This is a genomic window from Haematomicrobium sanguinis DSM 21259, assembly GCF_000688395.1.
Lineage (GTDB): Bacteria > Actinomycetota > Actinomycetes > Actinomycetales > Micrococcaceae > Haematomicrobium > Haematomicrobium sanguinis.
Genome location: NZ_JIAG01000014.1, coordinates 1 through 17,055, shown reverse-complemented (window position 1 = coordinate 17,055; position 17,055 = coordinate 1). Strand labels below are relative to the sequence as shown.

At 63.3% G+C, this 17,055-nt stretch carries 19 protein-coding genes and 1 pseudogene; 13 read left to right on the top strand and 7 right to left on the bottom strand.

The features are described 5' to 3' along the window. Positions 1-36: 36 nt before the first annotated feature. Together O148_RS0112005 and O148_RS0112000 are read right to left on the bottom strand one after the other, a co-directional pair. The gene (locus O148_RS0112005; RefSeq protein WP_240470862.1) at positions 37-747 is read right to left on the bottom strand and encodes a DedA family protein; all 711 of its coding nucleotides are present in this window, start codon (positions 745-747) and stop codon (positions 37-39) included. Between the two features lie 92 nt (positions 748-839). Further along, positions 840-1,751, bottom strand: a complete 912-nt coding sequence (locus O148_RS0112000; protein WP_051620163.1) for a DUF1295 domain-containing protein — start codon at positions 1,749-1,751, stop codon at positions 840-842. Between the two features lie 184 nt (positions 1,752-1,935). Between O148_RS0112000 and O148_RS0111995 the strand changes: the two genes are divergently transcribed. From O148_RS0111995 to O148_RS0111975, 5 genes are all read left to right on the top strand, one after another. Then, the gene (locus O148_RS0111995; RefSeq protein ID WP_205618189.1) at positions 1,936-2,793 is read left to right on the top strand and encodes a thioesterase family protein; all 858 of its coding nucleotides are present in this window, start codon (positions 1,936-1,938) and stop codon (positions 2,791-2,793) included. After that, on the top strand, positions 2,790-3,245 hold the full coding sequence (locus O148_RS0111990) for a 23S rRNA (pseudouridine(1915)-N(3))-methyltransferase RlmH (RefSeq protein WP_026531113.1): 456 nt from the start codon (positions 2,790-2,792) through the stop codon (positions 3,243-3,245). Before O148_RS0111995 ends, O148_RS0111990 begins: the two co-directional genes overlap by 4 nt. A 166-nt stretch (positions 3,246-3,411) precedes the next feature. Then, positions 3,412-4,353, top strand: a complete 942-nt coding sequence (locus O148_RS0111985) for a pseudouridine synthase (protein WP_026531112.1) — start codon at positions 3,412-3,414, stop codon at positions 4,351-4,353. A gap of 3 nt (positions 4,354-4,356) precedes the next feature. Beyond that, complete coding sequence (locus O148_RS0111980; protein WP_026531111.1) at positions 4,357-4,959, top strand: DedA family protein; 603 nt, start codon at positions 4,357-4,359, stop codon at positions 4,957-4,959. A 28-nt stretch (positions 4,960-4,987) separates the two neighbouring features. Further along, positions 4,988-5,809, top strand: a complete 822-nt coding sequence (locus O148_RS0111975) for a DUF1684 domain-containing protein (protein WP_026531110.1) — start codon at positions 4,988-4,990, stop codon at positions 5,807-5,809. 115 nt (positions 5,810-5,924) lie between these two features. Here the strand turns inward: O148_RS0111975 and O148_RS0111970 are convergent, their stop codons facing one another. Together O148_RS0111970 and O148_RS0111965 are read right to left on the bottom strand one after the other, a co-directional pair. Next, entirely contained in the window at positions 5,925-7,103 is a 1,179-nt protein-coding gene (locus O148_RS0111970) for an acyl-CoA dehydrogenase family protein (protein WP_026531109.1), read from the bottom strand. Positions 7,104-7,282: 179 nt separating this feature from the next. Next, positions 7,283-8,062 carry a 3-hydroxyacyl-CoA dehydrogenase gene (locus O148_RS0111965; RefSeq protein ID WP_026531108.1) on the bottom strand — a complete coding sequence of 260 codons (780 nt, stop codon included), beginning with the start codon at positions 8,060-8,062 and terminating at the stop codon, positions 7,283-7,285. A gap of 77 nt (positions 8,063-8,139) precedes the next feature. Between O148_RS0111965 and O148_RS0111960 the strand changes: the two genes are divergently transcribed. Further along, on the top strand, positions 8,140-9,357 hold the full coding sequence (locus O148_RS0111960) for a glycoside hydrolase family 76 protein (protein ID WP_026531107.1): 1,218 nt from the start codon (positions 8,140-8,142) through the stop codon (positions 9,355-9,357). 184 nt (positions 9,358-9,541) lie between these two features. After that, on the top strand, positions 9,542-9,892 hold the full coding sequence (locus O148_RS16380; RefSeq protein WP_051620162.1) for a VOC family protein: 351 nt from the start codon (positions 9,542-9,544) through the stop codon (positions 9,890-9,892). A 16-nt stretch (positions 9,893-9,908) separates the two neighbouring features. Here the strand turns inward: O148_RS16380 and O148_RS0111950 are convergent, their stop codons facing one another. Next, the gene (locus tag O148_RS0111950; protein ID WP_026531106.1) at positions 9,909-10,913 is read right to left on the bottom strand and encodes a hypothetical protein; all 1,005 of its coding nucleotides are present in this window, start codon (positions 10,911-10,913) and stop codon (positions 9,909-9,911) included. A gap of 290 nt (positions 10,914-11,203) precedes the next feature. On the opposite strand from O148_RS0111950, the pseudogene O148_RS18270 reads away from it, so the two are divergent. The 6 genes and pseudogenes from O148_RS18270 to tgt all read left to right on the top strand — a co-directional run. After that, positions 11,204-11,294 (top strand): annotated as a pseudogene (locus O148_RS18270) (YkvA family protein); the annotation flags it as partial. 143 nt (positions 11,295-11,437) lie between these two features. Beyond that, entirely contained in the window at positions 11,438-11,584 is a 147-nt protein-coding gene (locus O148_RS0111940; protein WP_026531104.1) for a ribbon-helix-helix domain-containing protein, read from the top strand. Continuing rightward, positions 11,581-12,315: a hypothetical protein gene (locus tag O148_RS0111935; RefSeq protein WP_026531103.1), complete on the top strand. Its 735-nt coding sequence runs from the start codon at positions 11,581-11,583 to the stop codon at positions 12,313-12,315. The genes O148_RS0111940 and O148_RS0111935 overlap by 4 nt, the downstream gene beginning before the upstream one ends. A gap of 29 nt (positions 12,316-12,344) precedes the next feature. Next, entirely contained in the window at positions 12,345-13,844 is a 1,500-nt protein-coding gene (locus O148_RS0111930; RefSeq protein ID WP_026531102.1) for an MFS transporter, read from the top strand. Positions 13,845-13,853: 9 nt separating this feature from the next. Further along, complete coding sequence (locus tag O148_RS0111925; RefSeq protein ID WP_026531101.1) at positions 13,854-14,393, top strand: NUDIX hydrolase family protein; 540 nt, start codon at positions 13,854-13,856, stop codon at positions 14,391-14,393. A 154-nt stretch (positions 14,394-14,547) separates the two neighbouring features. After that, the gene (gene tgt / locus O148_RS0111920; RefSeq protein WP_026531100.1) at positions 14,548-15,822 is read left to right on the top strand and encodes a tRNA guanosine(34) transglycosylase Tgt; all 1,275 of its coding nucleotides are present in this window, start codon (positions 14,548-14,550) and stop codon (positions 15,820-15,822) included. On the opposite strand, the gene O148_RS0111915 is transcribed toward tgt, so the two are convergent. Together O148_RS0111915 and O148_RS17995 are read right to left on the bottom strand one after the other, a co-directional pair. Then, positions 15,819-16,571 carry a queuosine precursor transporter gene (locus O148_RS0111915; protein WP_026531099.1) on the bottom strand — a complete coding sequence of 251 codons (753 nt, stop codon included), beginning with the start codon at positions 16,569-16,571 and terminating at the stop codon, positions 15,819-15,821. The genes tgt and O148_RS0111915 overlap by 4 nt on opposite strands. Before the next feature lie 198 nt (positions 16,572-16,769). Beyond that, positions 16,770-17,055: hypothetical protein (locus O148_RS17995; RefSeq protein WP_035746024.1), on the bottom strand; the 286-nt coding region annotated here is incomplete at its 5' end.

Genomic DNA, 17,055 nt, shown 5'->3' with positions numbered 1-17,055 from the left:
GCTATTCGGTGCAGCGGATCAACTAGTTTGGGGAAATTATGCTTGCGGTGTTTTTAGGCGCGAGCGTTTGCGGAGCCGCGCAATGACGAACCACGCGACGAGTGCCAAGATCACGATGACCACGATTTTGGACAGGATTCCGCTCCAGTTTTCCAAGGCTGGACGGATCGCCGGGCCAAATGCGTATCCGAGGCCGATCCAGATGGCGTTCCACACACCTGAACCGAGTGCGGTGTAGGCGGAAAATTTGAGCAGGTTCATGCGCTCGATGCCCGCGGGGATCGAGATAAAGGAGCGCACCAGCGGGACGCAGCGACCAACCAGTACCGCGACGACACCCCACTTCTGGAAGAATTTCTCCGCTTTGTCGAAGTCTTCGCCGTCCATGAGCGGGATTTTCACGATAAGCCGGCGGGTGCGGTCACGACCCAAGGCGGCACCGATTGCGTACCAGGCCCACGCGCCGACAAGCGCGCCGAGCGTTGCCATGGCCCAAGCGAAAACGGGATTCATCCGGCCGTCGAAGGCGAGGAACCCGGCCACCGGCAGCACCGCTTCAGAGGGGATGGGAGGAATGAAGGTTTCGGCGAAGACGGCGATGCCAACACCGATTTCACCGAGAGTGTCGATCAGGCTGAGGATCCAGCCGATGAAGCCCTCATATTGCGGTTGGCTCGGATCCGTGGCGGCAGGCACCAGGGATGACGGCGTGAGGTGGGCGGCGGTGCTAGCGAAGGGCATCGTCATGGGGGTTCCTTGAGTGTCGTGGCCACGCTGGCAACAAACGAATTGGAGCGGTCAACGGCTCCGGGCGCTATTGCGGGTGGGTCATCGGCAATTCACTCGATTTTACGAGTGCTGGCTGGGCGAATCCTGGGGATCAGCTTGTTAGTGCGTGACTTATATGCCTGATATTCGGGAGTGTCACCCCAGCGCTTCTCGGCCTGTTTTTCTTGGGGCGGGATGCCGCTGACTTTGGTAAGCAACAGGATCACGAAGATGGGGGAAAGGATGGCGACCCACTGCCAGCCTTGCAGGGTCGGTGCCGCGATCAGAAAAACGCCGACCCAGAGCGTGATTTCGCCAAAGTAATTGGGGTGCCGGGAGCGAGACCAGAGGCCAATATCGATGAATTTTCCCTTATTGCTGGGGTTCGCTCGAAATTGTTGTTTTTGCCAGTCGGCGGTGGTTTCGATTGCCATCCCGGCAAACCACAGAATGATGCCGATAATGGCGAAAATGTCGACCGGTTGGCGCGAGCCCGAGGCGATGGCGATCCAGGCTGCGGCGGCCGTGACACTGACCCAGAGCCCTTGCATGGTCCAGACTCGGAGGAATGGAAGTGGTTGATTTTTGATGGTGTCGAAGCGCGAGTCGGAGCCAGAGCGGGCGACGCGGGCAAACAGGAATGAACCGAGCCTCACGGCCCAGAGGATGACCGCGAGGGCCAGGATCCAGGACCGCAGGTCCTTGTTCGGGGTGGCAATGAGCAGAGCAATACTGATGGCGATGAAGGTCAGCGATCCGGTCAGATCAAAGTATTTTTCCGTTCTGGCAAGTATGGACGGGATGTAGACCAGCCACTGAATCAGGAATGCTCCGGCGACGGCGAGCGCAAATAGCGGGACGCCGCCCCACACTGTGCGCCCGTCAACGCTGCCGGCCCACGCGACGAGCGCGCCAATCAGTACGACCCCGACAATCGTGATGACAAGACCCGCACTGCTTGAACCCTCATTTTTCTGTTCCATGTAACTATCTTCGTCGCTATCTGCCGTTGTGGTTTGCCAGAAGCGCCCCCGGCCGTGTCTCAAACCGTGCAACTTAGAAATCTCCGGCGGGGCAACAAAAGACAAAGCCATTAGTCAGAGCCCCAGGCACCGGCGGCCCGCGCGAAAACGTCCAGACCACAACCACCGCGCTACGCTATTACCCATGAGTAGCGCCACCGAGACCCCGGACCTGACCGACGCCAACCCGGACACCCACCTCGGCGAGGACAACCCTGAGCAGACCCCCAGCGCCTACTACGTCCGCAAGGACGACACCCACTTCTACTCCACCCTGCACACCCAAGGCGCCTGGAACCCCCACGAGCAGCACATGGCTCCGGCCTCGGGCCTCCTCGTCCACGCGATCAACACGAACCACCCGCGCGAGGACGTCCAGCTCTCCCAAGTCACCTTCGAAATCCTCGGCCTCATCCACGGCGGCCTCATCGAAGTCACCACCGAAGTGATCCGCCCCGGCCGCACCATCGAACTCATCCAAGCGACCATGAGCCACAACGGCCGCGCCGCGATCCGCGCCTACGCCTGGCGCCTCATCAAGTCGGATACCGCCGACGTCGCCGGCACCCACCTCAACCCCCTCCCCGCGCCGGACACCTGTGAAGACATCACCAACATTTCCGATGTCTGGCCCGGCGGCTTCATCCGCTCGCTGAAGTTCAAGAAGGTCGCCAGCAACGGCCCCGGCAACGGCACCGCCTGGCTCTCCACCCCGTACCCGCTCGTCCTCGGCGAAGAAAGCGAAGCCAACGCCTCCTTCATGGGCCTCGTCGACACCGCCAACGGCATCGCCGTCCGTCAAAACCCGCGCGACTGGCTTTTCCCCAACGTCGACCTCACGGTCCACCTCTTCCGCCAACCGCGCCACGGCTGGGTCGGCTTGGACACCCGCGTCTCCTGGGGCGAAACCGGCGCCGGCCTCACCGCGAGCGACCTCTACGACGAAGACGGCCCCATCGGCCGCGTCGCCCAAATCCTCACCCTCCGACGCAACGAAAAATGAGCCTGCGCGCGCTGGCCATTGGCCGCAAACACGAGGACTGGGTCTCCGACGGCATCGCCCGTTTCGAAAAGCGGCTGAAGAAGCCATGGGATCTCACCTGGCAACTCGTGCCCCACTCGAATTTGGAGTACGACGGCGCGCGGCAGCTTGAGAGCGAAAAGCTGGCTTCCAAAGCACAAGGGGATTACCTCATCCTTCTCGACGAACGCGGCAAAGCGATCGACTCGCCTTCCCTCTCGGCGAGAGTTCAGGGCCAACTCGATCTCGGCAAACGAGTCAGCTTCGTCATCGGTGGCGCCTACGGGGTCACCGACGAGTTTCGCAACAAAGCCGACTTTGTCTGGTCGCTCTCTCCGCTGGTGTTCCCGCACCAATTGGTCAGGCTCATCCTGGCCGAGCAGGTGTACCGCGCACAAGAGATCGCGGCCGGGCGCCCCTACCACCACGAGTAACCCGCGTCCTCCCGCGTTTCGCACCCCCGCACGGCCACCAGCCACGTCGCACACCCGGCCGCCTCCCGCGTTTCGCATCCCCGTACCGCAAAAATTTCCCCGCACATGCCTCTTAAAGTGCGGTACGGGGATGCGAAACGCGGGCGGGAACTAGACTGAAGCCGTGATGAAATCCCCGCTCCCGGTGCGCGACGGCGTCAACGCCACCCGAGTCCGGCTCCCCGAATCGGGCGAATGGGGTACCGCTCTCGGCTATCTACTCGCCCGCTTCCGCCACGTCGACCCGGACGGCATCGCCGAGCGCTTTGACCGCGGCGAGGTCCAAGGCATCGGCGGCGTCAAGCTCACGCGCGACACCCCGCTCGGCGAACACACCTTCATTTGGTACTACCGCGAACTCCCCGAAGAGCAGCCGCTCCCGGTCGATATCACCGTCCTGCACAGCGACGACCACCTCCTCGTCGCCGACAAACCGCACTTCCTGCCGACCACCCCCGGCGGCATGTACGTCAAGGAAAGCGCACTCGTCCGCCTGCGTGCCTCCCTTAACCTCCCGGACCTTGTCCCGATCCACCGCCTGGACCGCATGACCGCCGGCGTCCTCCTCTTTTCACTCAACCCCGCATCCCGCGGCGACTACCAGCAACTCTTCGAGCGGCGCCTCGTCAGCAAATCCTATGAGGCCGTCGCACGCTTCGACCCCGCTCAACAATTCCCGCAAACCGTCCGCAACCGCCTCGTCAAAACAAAGGACTACTTGCTCTCCCGCGAACTCGAAGGCGAGCCCAACGCCGAAAGCCTCATCGACCTCGCACACACCGACGGCACCCATGCGCTCTACCGCCTCTACCCACACACCGGCAAAACCCACCAGCTACGCCAGCACATGGGCAAACTCGGGCTCGGCATCCTCAACGACCGCTACTACCCCACCCTCCTCGACGAGGCCCCCGACAACTACGCAGAACCGCTACAACTGCTCGCCAAAAGCATCACGTTCACCGACCCGCTCAGCGGCGAAACCCGCACCTTCACAAGCGAGCTCACTCTCAAACACACCCCCGCCGCGCTCGCCCAGCCGCAGCACCAGCAGCAGGCGAACCGCTAACCCATGGATCCGGACGTCCTCGCCACCTCGCCCTGGTTCCTGTCCGTCCTCATCGTCTCGGTCGCTGCCGACGCCTTCTTCCCGCCCATTCCCTCAGAGCTCTTGGTGATTGGCTCCGGAGCCCTCGCCGCGGACGGAAGGTACCCACTCGCCGTCGTTATTCTCTGCTCTGCGCTGGGCTGCTGGCTTGGCGACCTAGCCCTCTACGCAACCTTCCGGTTCGGGCTCACCCGCTGGCTGGACCGCTTTCGCTGGTGGCGCTGGGTGCACGCGCGAATCGTCGCGCTCGTTGCAAAGGTTGGGCCGGCGCAGACGTTCACGGCGCTCGTGTCGGTGCGCTTCCTCTCCGGCGGCCGCACCGCGTCAATGGCCGCGGCCGGGATCGCGGGCGTGCCGTGGCGGCCGTTTTTGACCGCCTCGGTTCTTGGCGCAATTCTCTGGGCGGTCTTCATGGTCGGCATGGGCGCGCTCTTCGCCACCGGCACCGACCTGCCCGCGTGGGCCGTCTCGCTGATCGGCATGGGCACCGGGATTGCGCTTGGCACCGTGGTTGCCGTGGCAGTGAGTTATGTACGACGGCGCGCCAAGACACGGGCGCGGAAATAGAGTTGGATCGGGGAAAGGTTAAGAGGGTATGGCTGAAAATGTGGATCAGAAGGTGCTCGATCGCTGGCAACGGTTCCGGGATGGGCGCACGAAAGCGCTGTCCGAGCCGCTCGGCTGGCTGTCGCTGACGGCTTTGCACTGGCTGGATGAAGAGCCCCGCGCATACGAGGGTGTGCCGGGGCTGTGGTCAGCAACCGGCCGCGCCTCCGGAGGTGGGCACGCCGCTCTGAGCGCAACCGAGTCCGATGGCTTGCGGTTGGCCGGCGTGGAAGAAACGGGGACGAGACCGGTCGATGGGACGATCACCGCGTCCATGACCGAGGACGCATCGCTGCCCTGGGTGACCTTTGGCGACGTGCTGGTCGAGTTGGCCGTGCGCGACGACCGGTACGCCATCCGCATTCATGACCCCAATTCCCCGCTACTGGACGAGTTCTCCGGTGTGCCGATGTTTGAATATGCACCGGAAGCGGTGGTGGAGGGCCGATTTGTCCCCTATGCCGATCCGGTTTTCGCCGAGATTGGGACCGCTCTCGGGTACCGCACCGATGCCGAGTTTGTGGGCGAGGTGACGTTCACGCTTGACGGTCAGGAGTACACGTTCCCGGTGGAGCCGGACAAGTTGGGTTCACTCATCCTGAACTTCTTCGATGCGACCAACGGGGAGAGCACCGACCACTGGCGGAAGCTGCAGATCACCAAGCCGCGCCCGGATGGCACGGTCACTCTCGACTTCAACCGCGCCATCAATTACCCGAGCGCGTTCACGGACTTTGGAACCTGCCCGATGCCGCTGGAACGAAACGCTATCAGTACCCCCGTGGAAGCCGGGGAAAAGAAGTATAGGTGAGCAACGCCGTCACACTTCCTCCCCTCCCCAAGAAAAGGTGACGCAGATTAACAAAAGTGTGCGAAATCCCGCACAACTTCGGTAATCTGCGTCAACTTTCTGAGGGAGGACGCCGCTACTTGAACGCGGAGATGCCGGTGATGTCCCGGCCCACGATCAGGGTGTTGACCTCGAAACTGCCCTCATAGGTGAAGATCGCCTCCGCGTCGGCGAAGATCTTCGCGGCGCGGTAATCGGTGACGATGCCGTTGCCGCCCAAGATGCTGCGCGCCAGGGCGACGCTCTCGCGCATGCGCGCCGAGGTAAAGGACTTGGCGAGTGCTGCTTGCGGCATTTCGAGTGAGCCGTCGTGATCGAGCGACATGCGCTGTAAATGCGCGAGTTGCGCGAGCATCGACATCGAAGACACCGCGTTGCCGAGAATCTGCACGAGCTGCCCTTGCACCAGCTGGTTCGCGCCGATCGGGCGGCCAAACTGTTCGCGCTCACGGGCGTACGCACTGGCGACGTCGAATGCGGCGAGCTGCTGACCGACCGCCTGCCAGGCCACCATGATCCGAGAGCCCAACAGCAGGCGCTTCACGTCATTAAAAGAGGCGACGCCCTGCATGCGGTCCGACTCCGGCACACGAACATCCTGAAAAACCAGGTCCGCATTTTGCACGGTCCGCAACGCGATCTTGTTCTCGATCCGGGTTCGCGTGACGCCGGGGGCGTTGGCGTCGAGGAAGAATCCGCGGACCTCGCCGGTGGACTCGTCCGTGCACCACAGCACCATCCGGTCGCAAAACGTGCCGTTGCCGATCCAACGCTTGCGGCCGTTCAGAATCCAATCATCCCCGTCCCGGCGCACCGTCGTCTCCATGCGCGCCGAAATGTCTGAACCGTGCTCCGGCTCGGTCAACGCGAATGCTCCGGTCTCTTCCAACGCCTGCGCCGGGCCGAGCAGGCGCTGCTGTTGCTCGGGCGTTCCAAACTGGTGCAACGCCTCGACATACAGATCGTGATGCACCATGAAGAAGGTCGCGATCGAGGTGTCGGCTCGGGTCAGCTCGGCAATCACCAGCCCCTGAAACAGCGGCGAATAGCCCTGCTGGATCGGTGCACTCAAGCCAAGGGCTGCGAGCTTGGGCAACAAATCGACCGGGAAGGACGCCGCGTCCCACCACCGGGATGCGTGCGGCAACACCTCGCGAGCAAGAAACTCGCGCAGTTCGGCGAGCTTGGAACGTTCATGCTCGGCAAGCCACGCCTCGACGTGATAAAAGTCGGCACCGGCGTGCGGCGCACTCAGCGAGGGAGTCGGGTCGATACCGGAGGCGACGGCGGCCGCGGCGGCGTGCGCACCGTCGTCCTCAACCGGCCAGTCCGCGCCGCCGGCAACCCCCGCGGCATCCCCGGCCGCAACCCCGCCACCACCGTCGCCGCTGGTACCAGCAGCGGACCCACCGGCACCACCGGCCGCCAGCGCACTCACTTCGGTGCCATTCGGATCGCGCCGTCCAGGCGGATGGTCTCGCCGTTGAGCATCGGGTTCGCCACAATGTGTTCCACCAATGCCGCATACTCAGAAGGTTTACCCAGCCGAGAGGGGTGCGGTACTTGCTGACCCAGTGACTTCTGCGCTTCTTCCGGCAACCCCGCCATCATCGGCGTCTCAAAAATGCCCGGCGCAATCGTCATCACCCGGATCAACTGCCGCGCCAACTCGCGAGCCAACGGCAGCGTCATCGCCGCCACCGCACCCTTGGACGCCGAATACGCGGGCTGCCCGATCTGCCCGTCGAACGCGGCAACCGACGCGGTATTCACAATCACCCCGCGCTCTTCAGTCCCCGTCGCTGCGTCCTTGACCGGCGATGTCTCGGCCATCGCCTCGGCCGCCAGCCGCGTCACATTAAAGGTCCCGATGAGATTCACCTGAATCACCCGCTCAAACTGTTCCAGCGGCAAGACGCCGTCCCGCCCGAGCACCTTTCCGGGTGTCGCGACTCCGGCGCAATTCACGGCCAGCCGCAACGGGCCAAGCTCACCCGCGGCGGAAACCGCGGCAGCCACCTGCCCCTCATCAGCCACATCCGCGGCAACAAACCGCGCCCGCTCGCCCAACTCGCGGGCATATTCCTCGCCCCGCGAAGAAGGCAAGTCCACGAGCACAACGTAAGCTCCGCCGTCGTACATCTTTTTGGCCGTGGCCGCCCCGAGCCCGGATGCGCCGCCGGTGATGAGCGCGCTGGCGCCTGCAATATCCACTAGTCCTCCTTGAGTAGTGTTCCGTTGCCAGCGTACCGGGTCTTTTGCGTGCGCCGCGCGGCTCATAAGGTGGGCTTATGGACACTTGGGATTCCCGATCGACGGCGGCCGCGCGCGCCGTGACGCACCTCTACGGTCAACGGCTGTGGGCGCTGCCGGGCACGTATTTGGGCGCGATTGTGCGGCCGTGGCGCCTCTCGCCCGAGTGGCACTATTGGTGGCAGGCACACTTTGTGGATTGCTTGGTGGACGCGGGTTACCGGGAGTTGGCCACGGGTGTGAGGTTCGACGGCGATGATCACCCCAGTGCCGGAAAGCTGGCTTCCCGGCTGGTCACCACCATGCGGTTGCGGAACGCGTTGCGGTTTACGAATTCGTACTATGACGACATGGCCTGGTTGGCCCTCTCAGTGGGGCGGCTGGACGCACTGGCTGAGGCGGCGAAGAAAGTGGGGCGGCGCTCAGGGCGGTTGCGGAATGCGCGGGCGATGGCGCGATTGCAGGATTCGTTGACCTCGGCGGTGACGCCGGATTTGGGCGGCGGGGTGTTTTGGAATACCGCGCGCGATTTCAAGAACACGCCGGCGACGGCACCGGTGGCGCTGATTGCGGCGCGGCGCGGGGATGTTGCCGTTGCCTCTGAGTTGCTCGCGTGGCTGGATGCGAAGGTATATGACGCGGAGTCCGGGCTGTACCTGGACGGGGTGAAAATCCGCGACGGCGCCGAGGTGCTGGAGCCGTCGGTATGGACGTACAACCAGGGGCCGGTTTTGGGGGCACTGTTGGAGTTGGCGAAGGTTGCTGGTGGGTCGGGCGGGTCTGGTGACTCGGGTGGCACTGGTGGGTCAGGGAGCTCAGGCGGCACAGGCGACACTGGGGGCTCGGCGTATGTGGCGCGGGCGGCGTCGCTCGTGCGGGCGGTGGACCGGGAGCTGGTGGTGTCCGGCCCCGGCGGGCGCCGATCGCTGAAGACCCACGGCTCCGGGGATGGCGGCCTGTTTACCGGGATATTGGTGCGGTACTTGGCACTGGCGGCGCGCTCTGCGGAATTGCGCGCGGCGGATGCAGAAGCGTGCGACATTGCGCGGAGGCTGGTGTTGGACACGGCGTCGGCGCTGTGGGATGGGGCGCAGGAGGCGCGGCTCAAGGTCTCGCTTTTCACGGCGCGAGAGGGGCTCATCTTTCCGAACGAACCGTTCAAGAGTTCCGCCGAGTGTTACCCGGGCGCTAAGCGCATCGACCTGTCGACGCAATTGCAGGCGTGGATGTGTTTCGAGGCCGCCGCGACGCTGTAGCGCGACCCTGCCCTGACTCCGCCGCTCCGCCCGCTCCGCGCCGCAACCCACTTCGCGACTTGCCACGTGCAACGCTTATGGCACGGGGATAAGCGTCACACGTGGTAAGTCGCGGACAGCGGCTGGCCGCATTGACGCTCCGGCACCTCCCCAACACCCGCGCACCCCGCGTAAGCTCACCACCATGAGCCTCCGCTGGTGGGCCGACACCCTGGACTGGCAGGTCATCTACGAGTCGGATGAAGAAATCGTCATTGTCCCTAAATACGTCATGGAGGAATCCTTCTCCACCCCCTGGGAGCGCCGCCCGCCGGGCCTCGTGTTCGTTCCGGTCCCCGAAGACAAAACGGTCAAAAACAGGCTGCACATGGACCTCGCGCCGCACCTGAGCGATGATCGCGACGCCCTCATCCAGGGCCTCCTCGATCGCGGCGCTAAGCGCATCGACGTCGGCCAACCCGCCGACGCGACGTTCACTGTGCTCGCGGACCCCGAGGGCAACGAATTTTGCGTCCTTTCCGCGCGGGAACAGTAGCGCGGGGCGGGGCGGGCTAACCCGCAGAGGTACGACGGCGCTCCAAGACCGCCAGCCCCGCGGCACCGAGCACGCCAATCACCACGGCAACGATCACGTTTGCCACGTTGAGCTCGTTGGGAAGGATCGTGTGGCCGAAGGCTCTGCTCGCGTTGGCGATCATGGCCGAAAAGTCGCCCAGGATAACGCGATTACCCAGCGCCGACTGAATCGCAGAAAACACCGCGGGCAAGAACCATAAGAACGCGAGCGTCAGCACCCACACGAGCACCGCCGCACCACTACGCCAGCCAAGCCACGCGAGTGCAAGCCCGGCAATGACGCCGGGCATCCACTGGAGCCACGGGACGTCGGTGATCGAAAACTCACCAACGAGCGAGGTACGCGCAAACACTAAGGGCCACGCGCCCAACGGCACTGCCAGCGCGCCCACGGCCAAGGCTCGTAGCACCGGGGTTCGGGCCGAGGCGAGATAGAAAATACCGACGCCGATGACCGCCGATATCAGGGTGCCCCCGAGGAGTCCGGCAACATAGATTTGCGCCGATTCGTCGTTGCGCAACCCCTCGGCCGTCACCAGGAATGACTGCACAATAATTACCGCGTACGCCAGCACCAGCCCGGCGAGAGCGCCCCATCGGAGCGACTCTCGCGTGATCCTCGCCGCGCCCCAAGCACCAAACCCCGCAATCAGAGCGCCAACCACAAGCATGATGACGATGTCTCTCGCGTTGTACTGACTGATCGGCAGCAAAGCCACCGGCATCGACTCGGGAGCCGTGTGCGTGCCCCACAAATTTTGAAGGGGCAGAGTCGCGCCGGTCAAAAGCCACGGCGCAATTCCCACGAGCGCGCCGAAAACACCGACCAAAACGCCCAAGCTCACCGCCGCACCGCCACCCCACGCCGGCTCACGATACCGCGTTCCCGGCAACCGTTGACCGCGAGCGGTACGGACAACTGTAGTTGTTTGGGCGCGTTCGAGGGCACGTGCTTCGGCGCGGGTCTGCGGAATCGTCACATGCTTCATCCTTTCACGGCGAACGGCCAGCCGCCGCCGGGTGCGGGCACTCAGCGATCGCACCCACTGGGGTACGGCCGCCATAGACTGAGTCCGTGAATTTCTGGGAAGTTTTGCTGGCCGTGGTTGGCTCGTTGGCGCTGGTGTATGCCGTCCTGCTCTTTCTGCTGTGGCTGTACGCGAGGCGCAACCCCGAGACCGTGACCGCTAAAGACGCCCTGCGTCTCATCCCGGATCTGCTCAGAACCCTGAAATCCTTAGTAGCCGACCCAAAGGTGCCGCGCGGGAGCAAGGTGTGGATCGCCGTCGTACTGGGTTATTTGCTGCTGCCCATCGATCTGGTGCCGGACTTTTTGCCGGTGATCGGCTGGGCGGATGATCTTATTGTGGTGGCGATTGTGTTGCGCCACATTCTCAAAACCGCGGGACGGGACGCGCTCGAGCGACATTGGCCGGGAACTCCCGCCGGCCTCGAGGTGCTCTTGCGCTTCACGCGAGCAAGCTAGAGTACTAGCATTCTAGGCATGTCGGAGAAAGTGCAATTCAATGTCTATCTGCCCAAGGACCTCGTGACGAGCGTCAAGCATCGCGCAATTGACGATGGGCAAAGCCTGTCGGTGCTGGTCGAGACCGCCCTGCGCGAGTACCTGGGCGGCGGGGAGCAAAAATGATCAAGGTCACGCCAATTCGATACACGCCGAACATGGACGCGAATGAGGAGCTGCTGCTCGCGCTGGGGCTGCGGAAGTCATATGACAGCCCGTCTTTCCGCGTGTTTGGGGCCGACTCCGGGTCGGTTGCCCTGCACGCCTCGACCCCCGCGGATTCCTATCATTTGACGACCGATTTTCGGTTTTCCAGCGATTCTCTTGAGTCGCTTTCGGAGGCGGTGCGGTCGGCCGGGTTCGCGGCCGAGGTGAGCGAGCAGCCGCACGGAATGAGCATGCGGGTGGAATATGAGGCGGGGTTGTCCTTTTGGGTGGATGCGGCGCGGGGCCCAATCCCGGCCGGTTCTGACAGCCCCGCAGTGACGGTCAATCAGATCGCGTTTGTGCGGGACGTGCCGCGCTTCGGGGAACTGCTGGACGCGCTTGGGTTGCGCGCCCAGTTGCGTTCCAACGACGGCGAGTTCATCAGCTTTAGCGCGCCGGGCGGCGGGCAGGTGATGGATCACGATCTGGGGTCCTCGGTTGCGTCGACCGAGAGTCTCTCGGCATTTGGCCTGGAGTACGACGGCGATGCTCACCTCTTGCTCGAGCGCTTGGAAGGCGCGGGGTTGCGCGGGAGCGTTGTGGATGAGTCGTATGGCAGGACGCTGTTGCTCGAGGACCCAGACCATCCGGGCAAGCCGATCTGGATCAACGAAAAGCCGACCGACCTTTACGGGTATCAGGCCCTCTAACGAATCCTGCTGGGGGCACGGTGGCAGAAATGTTGAGCCGGAAGCGTTCGCTGGTGATTGCGTTTGCGCTGCTGGCGCTCGAGTTCGCAGTGGGCATTCAAAGCTACGTGGTGCCGGTGGTGACGCCGCAAGTCACCACGGAATTCGGGGCGAAGGATCTGTACTCGGTAGCCTATGGGTTGCCGCTGATGGCCACGTTCGCCAGTATGCCGTTGGGGCCGTATCTGCTGGCCCGATTTTCCGTGAATCGGCTTATTGGTTTCTTGGCCGCGATCAGCGTGGCCGGTTCTACGCTCACCGCGTTGAGTTCGTCGATGGCAATGTTTGTCGGGGGGCGCGTGGTGGTTGGGCTTGCCGCCGGCGCGATGATGACTGTGACGCTCGGCGGGGTGCTGACAAGTTTGCGCGAGGAACACCGGCGGGCAGTCTTGGCTGGCTTTGCCGCGGTGTGGCTAGTGAGTTCGCCGCTGGCGCCGGTATATCTCGCGGCGACCAATGCTTTGGGGAGTTGGCGCTGGGCGCTGGTGTTGTATTTGCCGTTGCTGGTGGCCGCGCGGGTGGTCATTGCGGTGGCGATGCCGCGTGGTGGTGCGCGCGAAAGCGGGAGCGCGCCTCAGGGGTCTCAACGGCAGTCGCTCGGTGTGACGAATGGCCTCATTCTCGCTCTCGGCGCTGGTGGGCTAGCCCTCGCGCCGGTGCTCCTTCCAGGTTTGATTGTCTTCGCCTACGCGGCGGGTTCGTTTTTGTTGGTGCTGGGGGCGCAGCGAACTTTGCCTGTGGGAACTCTGCGCGCTCGGGGTCGCCGGCCCGGCGCGGTTCTGCTGCTTGCCGCGATGACTTTTGCGTATTTTGGGGCGCAGGCGGCGGTGCCGATCCTGGCCACCGATATCCTCAGGCTGGACGCGACCATGACGGCGATTGCGCTCGCGTGCGGTGGCTTTGGCTGGGCGGTGACCGGGGCGATTGTGGGGAAGGTTAACGTGTCGAGAAGTAAGCGTCGAGGCCGCGCGGGCGAGCCGGATACGAAGGTGGGCGAGCCCGCTGTTCCTTTTCCGCGCACTGTGGTGCGGGTCGGCTTGCTTCTCTTGGGTGTGGGTATCGCGGCGGTGGCCGGTTCGGTCGCGGTGTTCACTAACGCCAGATTCCTGGCATCCGGTGAGCAAGGGCTTGCGCTCGCCCTCTTAGTGATCGGCTGGTCGTTAGCCGGCGTGGGCATCGGGCTCGCGTACCTCGAAACATACAATGCGATCTTGGCCGAGCCCACGCCCCCAGATGGCATCAGCCCGGGGGAGGCCGGTGCGGCGGCCGGCATCAGCGAGTCCATTGCGGTTGCTGTCTCAGCGACTGTGGTCAGCGGCCTGGCTTCCCTTACCTTGAGCACTGGAAATATGTGGCTACTCCTGGGGGCCTTGGTCTTCTTGGCGTTGGTGTGCGTCGCCGCGCTGCCGCTTCCGACGCGCGCGGCTGGGGGCGGACCAACTCGCGTTTCGAGCCATGGGCGTTCGGCAGATGCCGGGGCAATGCGGTAAAACTTGGATATGAGTGTTCGCACCCCAGACCCGCATCCCGGTTGGCTCAACGATGAAGAGTTGGCGTGGGCCAGAGAGCGCCTGCCGATGGTTTACGTTGAGGCGATTCCGGTGCGCCTGGACTCGCTCGGTTATGTGACGGAGGTGGGCTTGCTGTTGCAGGCCACGCCCGCCGGGCAAATGGTGCGCACCTTCGTGTCCGGGCGCGTGATGCACAAAGAGACGATTCGCGCGGCTCTCCTGCGGCACCTGGAAAAAGACCTTGGCTCTCTTGCCCTCCCGCAACTGCCGCCGAGCCTGGTTCCGTTTACCGTCGCCGAGTATTTCCCGGCGCCCTCGCAAAGCGGATTGACCGATGACCGGCAACACGCGGTGGCACTGGCCTACATCATCCCGGTCAATGGCGAATGCTACCCGCGCCAGGACGCGCTTGAACTCGCGTGGATGACCCCGGAAGAGGCGCTCAGCCCGTATGTCCAAGATGAATTCCACGGCGGCCGTCAGGATTTGTTGCGGCAAGCGCTCGCGTACGCAGCCTGGGGCCGCTAGGACTCACCCCACCCCTCCACCCCACACATCCAGCAATCCCCACCCTTTTGCCACCCCCACACCCCGGTTCATCCGCCAATTGCCTTTTCATCCGGCAATTGCGGGATGAAAAGGCAATACAGGGATGAGCGGCCGCACCGCCGACTAGACTTGTCTGGTGCCGCAATCAGACTTTTCCTTCGCCGTATCCTCGCGCCTCGCCGAGTCGAGCGACCGCACCAGCGAATCGGGCGCACCGTTCCTCGGCCGCACCGGCACCATTTCCACCCCGCACGGCGAGATCCAGACGCCGGCTTTCATCCCGGTCGGCACTAAGGCCACCGTCAAAGCGGTGCTCCCCGAGTCCATGAAGGAACTCGGCGCGCAAGCCTTGCTGGCCAACGCCTACCACCTCTATCTCCAGCCCGGCGCCGACATTCTGGATGAGGCCGGCGGCCCCGACGACGGCGGACTTGGCCGCTTCATGAATTGGGACGGCCCCACATTCACCGACTCCGGCGGGTTCCAGGTCATGAGCCTAGGCTCCGGATTCAAAAAGGTCATCGAAATGGACGCGGCCCGGGCAGCGCAGCACGGCGATGACGCCGTAGCCGCCGGCAAGGAGCGCCTCGCGCACATTGACGATGACGGGGTGTGGTTCAAGTCCCACATCACCGGCGACCGTCATCGCTTCAGTCCCGAAATCTCGATGCAAGTCCAGCACCAACTCGGTGCCGACATCATGTTCGCCTTCGACGAGCTGACTACGCTGCACAACTCTCGCGGTTACCAGGAGGAGGCCCTGGAGCGCACCCGCCTCTGGGCGCTCCGATGCATCGCCGAGCATGAGCGCCTCACCACCGAACGCGCCCGCAAACCGTATCAAGCGCTCTTTGGTGTCATCCAAGGCGCCCAGTATGAGGACCTCCGCCGCAAAGCCAGCCGCGACTTGGGCGCCATGCCCTTTGACGGCTTTGGCCTCGGTGGCGCGCTGGAAAAGGAAAACCTCGGCACGATCGTGCGCTGGTGCAACGAGGAGCTACCCGAAAACAAACCGCGACACCTGCTCGGGATCTCGGAGCCAGATGACGTTTTCGTCGCCATCGAGAACGGTGCCGACACCTTCGACTGCGTCTCCCCCACCCGTGTGGCCCGCAACTCTGCTTTCTATACCCCGGACGGCCGCTTCAACCTCTCCAACGCGAAGTACCGCCGCGACTTCACGCCGCTTGTCGACGGTTGCGACTGTTACACCTGCCAGCACTACACGCGCGCCTACATCCACCATCTCTTCAAGGCCAAGGAGATGGTCTCCGCCACGCTCATTTCCATCCACAACGAGCGCTTCGTGGTGCGCATGGTGGACCAGGCTCGCGCCGCCATCTCCGACGGCACGTTCTTCGACCTCAAGGCCGAAGTGCTTGGCAAGTACTACGCGAAAAACGCCTAACCCTGCGCTACCGGCTCGCTCCAGTAGCTCGGTTCGCGCCGCTTCAGCCAGCGAATCGCCTGGTAGGTCAGCGGCATCACAACTACCTCGACGGCGCACTTGTACAGGTACCCCAAGATGAAGTAGTTGAAGAACTGCCCGACATCCTGAATGCCAATAACCGGCGCCGCAATGAGGCAGAAAATGAACGTGTCAACGGCCTCGCCCACGCCGGTTGAACCCAAGAGTCTCACCCAGAGTGCGCGCTCGCCCATGCGCTCCTTGATCTTAACGAGCACATAGGAATTCAGCGTTTGCCCCACCACATAACCGAGTAGGCTCGCCGCGACAATTTGCCAGACAGGACCAAGAACCATGGCGAATGCCTCGTTACGCGCCATGGAATCCGGGTCGTCAAAGCCCGGAAGTGCGATGATGACCCAAAAGCTCAGCGACGCGAGGATTGAAAGGGCAAATCCGGTAAAAATCGCTCGCCGCGCCGCACGGAACCCATACACCTCGCTAAATATGTCGCCCAGGACATATGCCAATGGGAACAGGAAGAATCCGCCGTCGGTGATGATTGGGAAGTCGCCGATCGGCCCAAAGACAACGCCCTTACTCGCGCCGATATTGGACAGAATGATCACGACGCAGAAGACCGCAATCAGAATGTCGAAGTAGGTGCGCGGGCGGCTAGCAAAGTGCACTGGTTCGGCTTGCGCGGTGGCGCCCGTGGTGAAGTTCGACGGCGTGTGGTCGGCAGACATTGTTGTCCTTCAGTAATTGTGGGGTCGCCTAGGCGCGACTCGTGCCAATCAACCCAAAGAAAGATGCTGATGAATGTGTGGGACTAACGTCCGGCCCGTCTGCCACCCGAGCCGAACTCATTCTACTCGTTTCGCATCCCCGTACCGCATTTTCCTCGCCGTATGGGGGTCTGTACTGTCTCAATACATAGTGGACAGTTAGGTCTCAATACATAGTGGACAGTTTTTGTGGGGTGTGTGGTGTCGGGTGTGTGGGTGGGTGAGTTGGCGTGCGATGGCTTCGTATTTGACGGATTTGGGTGGGGGCCAGGGTTTGAGTATCAGGCTTTCGCCCTCGCGGGTGAAGAGTTCGACGGTGTTCGGGGTATGGATGACGTGGATCGTTTGCCCGGTCCATGCTTTGCCGAGGACGTAGACGTGCCCTGCCACCGAGATCCCGCCGCGTTGTATGGCGGTTCGGGTGAAGAGTTGCGTGTTCTCTGGG

Bases quoted from the DNA above. Each gene is read 5' to 3' on its own strand.
- O148_RS0112000 (WP_051620163.1), bottom strand. From the start codon at position 1,751: ATGGAACAGAAAAATGAGGGTTCAAGCAGTGCGGGTCTTGTCATCACG.
- O148_RS0111985 (WP_026531112.1), top strand. From the start codon at position 3,412: ATGAAATCCCCGCTCCCGGTGCGCGACGGCGTCAACGCCACCCGAGTC.
- O148_RS0111960 (WP_026531107.1), top strand. From the start codon at position 8,140: ATGGACACTTGGGATTCCCGATCGACGGCGGCCGCGCGCGCCGTGACG.
- O148_RS0112005 (WP_240470862.1), bottom strand. From the start codon at position 747: ATGACGATGCCCTTCGCTAGCACCGCCGCCCACCTCACGCCGTCATCC.
- O148_RS0111935 (WP_026531103.1), top strand. From the start codon at position 11,581: ATGATCAAGGTCACGCCAATTCGATACACGCCGAACATGGACGCGAAT.
- O148_RS0111940 (WP_026531104.1), top strand. From the start codon at position 11,438: ATGTCGGAGAAAGTGCAATTCAATGTCTATCTGCCCAAGGACCTCGTG.
- O148_RS0111980 (WP_026531111.1), top strand. From the start codon at position 4,357: ATGGATCCGGACGTCCTCGCCACCTCGCCCTGGTTCCTGTCCGTCCTC.
- O148_RS0111930 (WP_026531102.1), top strand. From the start codon at position 12,345: ATGTTGAGCCGGAAGCGTTCGCTGGTGATTGCGTTTGCGCTGCTGGCG.
- O148_RS0111990 (WP_026531113.1), top strand. From the start codon at position 2,790: ATGAGCCTGCGCGCGCTGGCCATTGGCCGCAAACACGAGGACTGGGTC.
- O148_RS16380 (WP_051620162.1), top strand. From the start codon at position 9,542: ATGAGCCTCCGCTGGTGGGCCGACACCCTGGACTGGCAGGTCATCTAC.
- O148_RS0111925 (WP_026531101.1), top strand. From the start codon at position 13,854: ATGAGTGTTCGCACCCCAGACCCGCATCCCGGTTGGCTCAACGATGAA.
- O148_RS0111995 (WP_205618189.1), top strand. From the start codon at position 1,936: ATGAGTAGCGCCACCGAGACCCCGGACCTGACCGACGCCAACCCGGAC.
- O148_RS0111975 (WP_026531110.1), top strand. From the start codon at position 4,988: ATGGCTGAAAATGTGGATCAGAAGGTGCTCGATCGCTGGCAACGGTTC.
- O148_RS0111915 (WP_026531099.1), bottom strand. From the start codon at position 16,571: ATGTCTGCCGACCACACGCCGTCGAACTTCACCACGGGCGCCACCGCG.